The 8,406-nt window shown below is 51.7% G+C and carries 10 protein-coding genes; all 10 read right to left on the bottom strand.

The genetic code is table 11. The features are described 5' to 3' along the window. The coding region (locus DW817_RS08655; protein WP_018294844.1) for a GTP-binding protein at positions 1-92 on the bottom strand (92 nt) is incomplete at its 3' end. A gap of 26 nt (positions 93-118) precedes the next feature. Beyond that, positions 119-2,203 carry an elongation factor G gene (fusA, locus tag DW817_RS08650; protein WP_009016333.1) on the bottom strand — a complete coding sequence of 695 codons (2,085 nt, stop codon included), beginning with the start codon at positions 2,201-2,203 and terminating at the stop codon, positions 119-121. A gap of 35 nt (positions 2,204-2,238) precedes the next feature. After that, positions 2,239-2,709, bottom strand: coding sequence for a 30S ribosomal protein S7 (gene rpsG, locus DW817_RS08645; RefSeq protein ID WP_009016332.1), 471 nt, complete (start codon positions 2,707-2,709; stop codon positions 2,239-2,241). 41 nt (positions 2,710-2,750) lie between these two features. After that, positions 2,751-3,134, bottom strand: a complete 384-nt coding sequence (gene rpsL / locus DW817_RS08640) for a 30S ribosomal protein S12 (protein ID WP_009016331.1) — start codon at positions 3,132-3,134, stop codon at positions 2,751-2,753. A gap of 61 nt (positions 3,135-3,195) precedes the next feature. Continuing rightward, complete coding sequence (locus DW817_RS08635; RefSeq protein WP_009016330.1) at positions 3,196-3,450, bottom strand: ribosomal L7Ae/L30e/S12e/Gadd45 family protein; 255 nt, start codon at positions 3,448-3,450, stop codon at positions 3,196-3,198. A 443-nt stretch (positions 3,451-3,893) separates the two neighbouring features. Further along, positions 3,894-4,238 (bottom strand): cupin domain-containing protein, encoded by a 345-nt coding sequence (locus tag DW817_RS08630; protein ID WP_009016329.1) that lies wholly within the window; start codon positions 4,236-4,238, stop codon positions 3,894-3,896. 254 nt (positions 4,239-4,492) lie between these two features. After that, a complete protein-coding gene (locus tag DW817_RS08625; protein WP_009016328.1) occupies positions 4,493-4,978 on the bottom strand; it encodes a threonine/serine exporter family protein in 486 nt (161 codons plus the stop codon). Positions 4,979-4,989: 11 nt separating this feature from the next. Beyond that, positions 4,990-5,754 carry a threonine/serine exporter ThrE family protein gene (locus tag DW817_RS08620; RefSeq protein ID WP_009016327.1) on the bottom strand — a complete coding sequence of 255 codons (765 nt, stop codon included), beginning with the start codon at positions 5,752-5,754 and terminating at the stop codon, positions 4,990-4,992. 17 nt (positions 5,755-5,771) lie between these two features. Then, complete coding sequence (locus tag DW817_RS08615; RefSeq protein ID WP_009016326.1) at positions 5,772-6,473, bottom strand: uracil-DNA glycosylase; 702 nt, start codon at positions 6,471-6,473, stop codon at positions 5,772-5,774. Further along, positions 6,470-8,404: an ABC-F family ATP-binding cassette domain-containing protein gene (locus DW817_RS08610; protein ID WP_009016325.1), complete on the bottom strand. Its 1,935-nt coding sequence runs from the start codon at positions 8,402-8,404 to the stop codon at positions 6,470-6,472. Before DW817_RS08610 ends, DW817_RS08615 begins: the two co-directional genes overlap by 4 nt. Positions 8,405-8,406 lie beyond the last annotated feature (2 nt).

Here is an 8,406-nt window from a genome sequence, read left to right as displayed (position 1 = left end):
GCAGCGGTCAGGGTCGTCTTGCCATGGTCAACGTGACCAATGGTACCAATGTTAACATGGGGTTTAGTTCTTTCAAATTTCTCTTTAGCCATTGTACTAATCCTCCTAAAATTGGGGCTTATTCAGCCGTTCCCTTATTTTTGGCAACAATCGCTTCCGCGATGTTCTTAGGAACTTCTTCGTAATGGTCGACTTCCATGGAGTAGTTGCCACGGCCCTGGGTCTTGGAACGAAGGTCCGTTGCATACCCGAACATTTCAGACAGGGGAACGAAAGCGGAAATGATTTGGGCGCCGTTTCTTGCTTCCATGCCTTCGATGCGGCCACGGCGGGAGTTCAGGTCGCCGATAACGTCGCCCATGTATTCTTCAGGGACCGTCACTTCAACTTTCATGTACGGTTCGAGCAGAACAGGGTCAGCTTTGGCGGCACCGGACTTAAAGCCCATGGAACCAGCAATCTTAAATGCCATTTCAGAAGAGTCGACTTCGTGGTAGGAACCGTCGTAAACGGTAACACCGATATCAACCATCGGATAGCCAGCCACAACACCGTTTTCCATGGCTTCTTCAACACCAGCCTGAACAGGTGCAATGTATTCCTTAGGAATGGCACCGCCAACAATCTTGTTTTCAAATTTGAAGCCTTCGCCCGGTTTGAGCGGAGTCAGTTCAAGCCAGCAATGACCATACTGACCTTTACCACCGGACTGACGAACGAATTTACCTTCGCTCTTAACAGCCTTGCGGATGGTTTCACGATAGGCAACCTGGGGATTGCCTACAGTGCAGTCAACGTGGAATTCTCTCTTCAGACGGTCGACGATGATATCAAGGTGGAGTTCACCCATACCGGAGATGATGGTCTGGGAAGATTCGGGATCCGTGCGGACACGGAAGGTCGGGTCTTCTTCAGCAAGTTTGCCAAGGGCAATGCCCATCTTTTCCTGGTCGGCCTTGGTCTTCGGTTCGATGGCTACAGAAATAACCGGTTCAGGGAAGACCATGGATTCGAGAATGACCGGAGCCTTTTCATCGCAGAGCGTATCGCCCGTGCCCGTATCTTTCAGGCCAACGGCAGCTGCGATATCACCAGCATAGACTTCTTCGATTTCCGTTCTATGGTTGGAGTGCATGCGCAGGATACGGCCGATACGTTCTCTCTTGCCTTTGGAAGAGTTGTAGACGTAGGAGCCAGCCGTCAGTTTACCGGAGTAGACACGGAAGAAAGCCAGGCGGCCAACATAGGGGTCGGTTGCGATCTTGAAGGCAAGGGCAGCAAAGGGAGCATCATCGCTGGAAGGACGAGTTGTTTCTTCGCCCGTTTCAGGATCCACGCCCTTGATGTCAGCCACATCGGTCGGAGCCGGCATGTAAGCAATGATGGCATCCAGAAGGGGCTGCACGCCTTTGTTCTTATAGGAAGAACCGCAGGTGACAGGGAACATCTTGCAGGCACAGGTCATCTTACGGATGGTGGCATTGATTTCATCTTCCGTAAGGTCTTCGCCTTCAAGGTATTTTTCCATCAGGTCGTCGTCGCCTTCAGCAACGGCTTCCAAGAGGTTCTGGCGCCATTTCTGGGCTTCTTCAACGTATTCTTCAGGAATCGGCTCGAATTCTTCGTCTTTGCCAAGGTCATCGCCATAGACGATAGCCTGCATCTTGACGAGGTCGATGAGGCCGACGAACTGATCTTCAGCACCCATCGGAATCTGGATAGGCACAGCATTTGCGCCGAGACGATCTTTCATCATCTGGACAGCGTTGAAGAAGTCAGCGCCCGTCGTATCCATCTTGTTCATGTACGCGATACGCGGTACATTGTATTCTTCTGCCTGACGCCATACGGTTTCGGACTGGGGTTCAACACCGCCCTTGGCACTGAATACGGCAACGGAGCCGTCGAGTACACGCAGGGAACGTTCAACTTCAACCGTGAAGTCAACGTGGCCCGGGGTATCAATGATGTTGATGGAATGTCCTTTCCAGGTACAGGTCGTTGCAGCAGAAGTAATCGTGATCCCACGTTCCTGTTCCTGAACCATCCAGTCCATGGTAGCGGCGCCGTCGTGGACTTCGCCGATCTTATGGGTCTTACCGGTATAGAACAGGATACGTTCCGTGGTGGTCGTTTTACCGGCATCAATGTGTGCCATGATGCCGATATTTCTGATTTTATCTAAGGGAAACTCTCTGCCCACAGATTACTCCTCCTTGTAATGATTGGTTGTAAAGATTACCAACGATAATGTGCAAACGCTCTGTTGGCTTCGGCCATCTTGTGCGTATCTTCACGCTTTTTGACGGAAGCACCGGTGTTGTTGGCAGCGTCCATCAGTTCGCCGGCAACACGTTCGTACATCGTCTTTTCACCACGCAGGCGGGAATAGTTGACGAGCCAGCGAATCCCCAGAGTGGTCTTGCGGTCAGCGCGGACTTCAACAGGAACCTGGTAGTTGGCACCGCCGACGCGGCGAGCTTTAACTTCCAGCGTAGGCATGACGTTCTTCATGGCAGCGTCGAAAACTTCCATGGGGTCTTTGCCCGTTTTGGAATGGATCAGATCAAATGCATCATAGACAATGCGTTCAGCGACACCTTTTTTGCCGTCGAGCATAATCTTGTTGATGAATCTGGTTAATAATTTGGAACCATATACTGGATCCGGTAATACGTCTCTTTTCGTTACAGGACCTTTTCTCGGCATCTGTAATTCCTCCTTCGTTATGAATCATTCACGCATTGTGCTTATTTCTTAGCTGCTTTCGGGCGTTTAGCGCCGTATTTGGAACGAGCCTGTGCGCGATCAGCAACACCGGCAGTATCCAATGCGCCACGAATGATATGATAACGAACACCAGGAAGGTCCTTGACTCTTCCGCCTCTGATGAGGACTACGCTGTGCTCCTGCAGGTTATGGCCAATACCAGGAATGTAAGCAGTAACTTCGATACCATTGGTCAAGCGGACACGAGCAACCTTACGAAGAGCAGAGTTAGGTTTCTTCGGAGTGGTGGTGTACACTCTCGTGCAGACACCGCGTTTTTGCGGTGAATTTTTCAATGCTGGCGCCGTGGATTTTTGAGTAACAACTTGTCTACCTTTACGAATCAACTGATTGATTGTAGGCATTCCGGCACCTCCTTTCTCAAGAATAAGATTTAATGTATTAAAATCTCCCAAGCGGAAGATTTTACCGAGTTTCAAGAACAGCCGCCACGGCTGCTCCCACGTGGATCCCACAGGCCTTGCCCAATTCCTGCATGGTCGGGACCGTTTCCACAGGAACCTGATGAATCCCGCACAAGGCCCTGACGGGGCCTGTGATGTGATCGCTGGCATCCATCGCCACGATGACGCCGCGGGCAGTTTCCTTGACGAGGGCCTTCTGGGTCTGTTTTACTCCCACCACAGTCGGAGCGCCGTTTTTTACTTCTTCCAAAAACATTGCGCACCTCCGTCAAGACATAGTTTCTCCTGTGACACCATGCTATTCTAGCATTCCTCGCGTACCCTGTCAAGAAAATTTTGGGCGCTGTACGCCTTATTTTATGCCATTCTTTGTTTACACGGTTCCTAGTGTGTCATATATCCTCACCGCGGACTGGAAAGAAGGGCAAAGAAAGGGTTTTTCTGTGCATTTTTGAGGATTTTTAGGTAAGAATGAAAGAAAAATGTTACGCTTCCTTATTAATGTTTTGAATATATTTCATCTTATTTATTTAAAACTTTCATTAACTATTTTAAAAAAAGACGGGGAAAGAAAGGATTCGCTCATTTCTTCCTCCGCTTCTCTTTTTATGCTTTGCTGCCCGCAGCCCTTTGATAAGGCGTAGCTGGCTCCGATTTTTTAGAGATAGCAGCCTGCCAGGCCGCCTTCCCAAAAATGCCTTAGGCGATGGTATTGGCAATAAGGGCGACGAAGACGAGGTCTTCCTTTCCCGTGTTCAAGAGACCATGGGTGCCGCCATCAGCGCAGAAGGTCACGTCGCCTGCTTTGACGGTGAATTTTTTGTCTTCGTCCGTATACTCGCCGCTGCCTTGAATCAGATAATACGTTTCATTGTTGCCGACATGCTGATGAATAGGAACGGCACAGCCCGGCTTCAGCGTAACTTGGGCAAACATCTTGACCCCCTTGCCGAGGGTCTCTGGATCCATGATGGCATCACTGATGATGCTTCCCGTCTGGGGGTTTTCCTTTACTGTTCTTGTAAGCGTATGATAGATGGCCATGGGGCATTCCTCCTTTTGGGGATATTATAATCTTTTTTCTGGCGGGGCGCAAAGGGGAAAGCTGTCAAGCTGTTTTCTTCGAGGCCTGTTCTAAAGGGCTGTCACGAGCCTTCAGTTCTGGCTGTCGGGCGAAAAAATGGAAGGAAACTAAGATGCTGTGATGCTAAAAGACTGTAAGGCAAAAGATCGTAAGGCGCCCAATCAAAAAGAGTCCTTCCAAGGAAGGACTCCCGCGGTTTATAAGCAATCGTTTTTTACAAGCGTTCGGAATGATGATGGACCTTTTTCGACACAAGGCGTTTACTGGTCTTATAAACCTTGGCAAGACCTGAGATAAGGAGAATACCCATGGCGATGGCCGTTGCGTCAAGGGCCGCCGAGACAAAGGTATGCATACCCATGCTGTAGCCGTTTTGCATCGTATAGTTCATGGCCCGATAAAGGGGCAGCCCCGGCACAAGAGGAATGACGCCAGGAATGGAAAAAACAGGCACAGGTTCCTTGTACCAGCGGGCAAAGAGCTCACTGCAGATAGAAAGGGCTACGGTTCCAGCAAAATTGCTGAGCATGGAACTGACGCCAAAACCGCTGAGGAGAATGATGTAGACGCCAAAACCCACAGCGCCGACAAAGCCCGCTTTATAGAGGCAGTGTTTAGGACAGTTGAAGATCTTGCCAAAAGCCACGGTTCCGAAAAAGGAGCAGATGGTCTTGATGACGATGGTCAGGATGACGTTCATGGCAGTCCTCCTTAAAGATAGACGATGCCAAGGAAGGCCGCAATGCCGATGGCAATGCCGCCAACAAGGAAAATGGCCTCGCCGGCCCGGCTCGTTCCGCTCATGAGGTCACCGGCCATGAAGTCCCGGATTCCGTTGGTAAAAGCCATACCGGGCAAATAGGGCATGATTCCGCCGCCAATGGCAAATTCCATAGTGACACCAGGAATGAACAGATGACACATATAGGTGACAAAACAGATGATGACGCCTGCCATAGTCGTTTCCCAAAAACTGCTGGGGCGGAAGGGCCGCACGAGGCAGATGAAGGCCATAGAAAGGAAGGAGCCCAAGAAGGCTGCCACAAAATCCCAGAAATTGCCACCAATGACGCCGGCAAAAAAGCCGCCGGCAAAACCGGACCAAACCATGCTGTAGAGTGCGGTCGGTGACGGGCGGGCACTCAATTCATCAAGCATGGCCATGGTTTCGGCAAAGGAATGGTCCCACGTGGGCATATGATAGGAAATGTTGTTCACTTCGCTGATGAGGGTGAGATCCGTCCCCCGCCGCGTAACGCGGGAGACCATACTGGTCCCGTCCACGGTTTCGTCGCCCACCATGATCCATGACGGCGTGCTGACGGCAGCAATCTGCATATCCCTGAGGGCGCAGATGCGCGTCATCGTATCTTCCACACGATAGGTTTCGGCGCCGCTTGTCAGGAGCAGTTTCCCGCACGTGAGGGAAATCTTGAGGACCTCTTCCTTAGTCATACTGGCAATGGTGCTTTCCATGTTACCTCCAAAAATACCTATTCAGATTCAAACAAGGCGTCCACAGCGCTGCGAAAGCGCGTGGCCCCACCCATGGAAGGATGAGGAACCGCGTCGCAGGCTACGCCATACTTCTGGAGCGTGTCCGCACTTTTTCGGCCAATGGCAATGACGCGCATCCCCGGCACAAGGGCAAGGATCATACGAGCAAAGTCAATGCCTTCGTCAAGCTCTTTTGGCGTCGGCGTGCGGTTTGTCAGGATGCCCGATGGTTTATAGGGATGGAAGGGATAAATATTCCACAAAATCGTCTGGAAAGGGGCCAGTTCTTGGGCCGCAAGTTCCCCCCACATGACGGTCGCCGTCGGTTCATTGAAGCCTTTTTCCCGCTGCATGCGGTTTAACAGGGGCGACTCGGGATTGCTTGTCCTTTGGCAAGGGTAATCCTCGCCAAGAACCACATGGGGCCGCACGTTAGGGTGATGACCCAAAAGGATGCGCTCACTCGTCATGGCCATGCCTGAAAAGTGCCCGCCTTGATAACCCAGTCCTTCGGCAATAAAAAGAAAGCGTGCCTTTTGGCGGAGCGTCAAATAGCGCTTCAGATTGGCTGCCCGGATGAGGGGTGCCTGGGGCCCAATGTCACACTGGGGGTCGTAATCGGCCCATGGGTTGAAGGCCGTATCGCTGTGATAGCCCTGCAGGGCTTTTATGAAACTGTCAATGGATAATGCTGTCATTCAAGGGCCTCCATAAGAGCTTCCCATTTTTCCATGAAGCCATCAATGAGCTGTTGCTCCTTTTCGTATTCCGCGGCAAGGGCCGCACTTTTTTCAAGGTCCATCTGGTTTTCAGGATCGGCAATCTGCTGACTTAGGACCTTTTGCAGAGCCTCGTGTTCACGGATTTTCAGTTCTACTTCAGGCAGGAGTTTTTCCGCCTCAGCCGGCGTATAGATCCGCTGGTTTTTGGATTTTTCCTCATGGGGGCGGTGCTTTGATCCATCAGGTTTTACCGGTTCTTCCTTCGGCGCTCGATGAGAGGATTCCGGAAGCGGCGCTTCCCGCTGTTGGCGTTTGTCCCGTTCTTCCAGATAGAAGTCGTAATTGCCGTTATAATTCGTGAGGTGCCCCTTTTCAACAGCCCAGATGCGGCCTGCCACTTCATTAACGAGATAGCGGTCGTGAGTGACGAGAAGAACCGTCCCGTCAAAGGTCTCAAGGGCGGCTTCGACGGCTTCTTTGGCCATGATATCAAGATGGTTCGTCGGTTCGTCAAGAACGAGGCAATTGGCCCCGTCAAGAACCAGTTTCAAGAGGACCAGACGAGCTTTCTGACCGCCGGAAAGGCTCCCGATGGTTTTATAGACGTCTTCCCCGCGAAAGAGCATACTGCCCAATAGACGGCGCGTCTGTTCGTCCGTCATGCCATACTCCGTAAGGAAGTTGTCAAGAATGGTCTGCTGGGAATCAAGGCGCTCATAGCTTTGGGAAAAGTAGCCAATCTTCACGCGGTTTCCAATCTTTGCTTCGCCGTGAAGGGGCGGGATTTCCTGAAGGATGGTTTTTAGGAGGGTTGACTTGCCGCTCCCATTGGGCCCGATGATGGCCACCTTTTCCCCGCGGCGCAGGACCAGGTCAATGTCGCTTAAAAGGGCGTTTCCTTCATAGCCAACGGAAAGGTGTTCCAACATGATGACCTTTTCCGCGGATTCAGCGGCATGGGGCAGACGCAGCGTAAAAGATTCTTCCTTTACGGGTGCGTCAATGCGTTCCATCCGGTCCAGCTGGGACTGACGTCCCCGAGCCATCTTGCTTTTGATGCCGGCCTTGTAGCGCCGGATATACTCTTCCGTGCGTCGGATGGTTTCCTGCTGCGCTTCATAAGCCCGGGTCTGGGAGAGAACCTGGAGCTCTTTTTGCTCCACATAGCGGGAATAGTTTCCTTTATAGCGGTGCAGGGTCCCCCCTTCCATTTCAAGGATGCCTTCCACAACGGCATCAAGGAAGGCCCGATCATGAGAGATGATGAGGACACCACCGCGGAACTCACGAAGATATTTTTCCAGCCATTCACTCATGACAATATCCAGGTGGTTCGTCGGTTCGTCGAGGATGAGCAGATCCGGCGAATTGACAAGAGCCGCCGCCAGCTGAAGGCGCGTTTTCTGTCCGCCCGAAAGGGCCAGGGCGTTGTGCTCCCAGGTGGATTCTGGATAGCCCAGTCCCATCAGGACCCGCTTGATGTTATTTTCGTAGTGATAACCGTCCAAGTGGGCATAGCGGGTTTCCACCCGACCATAACGGTCCAGGACATCCTTTAGGGCATCACCTGTCTTTTCGCCGCTTTCCCGCTCAAGTTCCTTCATCGTTTCCCGGAGGGAAAGAATATCCGGGCAGGAACGGAGCATGAACTCCCAGATGGTTTCGTCTTCGATATTGTCAAACCCCTGTTCCACATAGCCAACGCGAATTTCCCCTGCATATTGGACGGTTCCCTTATCGGCAAAGGAGGGATCCATGAGGCAGCGCAGGAGCGTCGTCTTGCCGCTGCCGTTGACACCGACAAGGCCTAGCTTTTCCCCTTGGCGAATGGTAAAGCTCACCTTGTCAAAGATATCATGAGCGCCAAAGCTTTTGGCGAGATGATCGACGGTTACCAGGATATCCATAA

The organism is Acidaminococcus sp. AM33-14BH, assembly GCF_003603525.1.
In the GTDB taxonomy this organism is placed as follows: Bacteria; Bacillota; Negativicutes; order Acidaminococcales; family Acidaminococcaceae; genus Acidaminococcus; species Acidaminococcus intestini.
The sequence above is the reverse complement of the archived record's forward strand: the minus strand, read 5'-3'. Positions and strand labels throughout refer to the sequence as shown.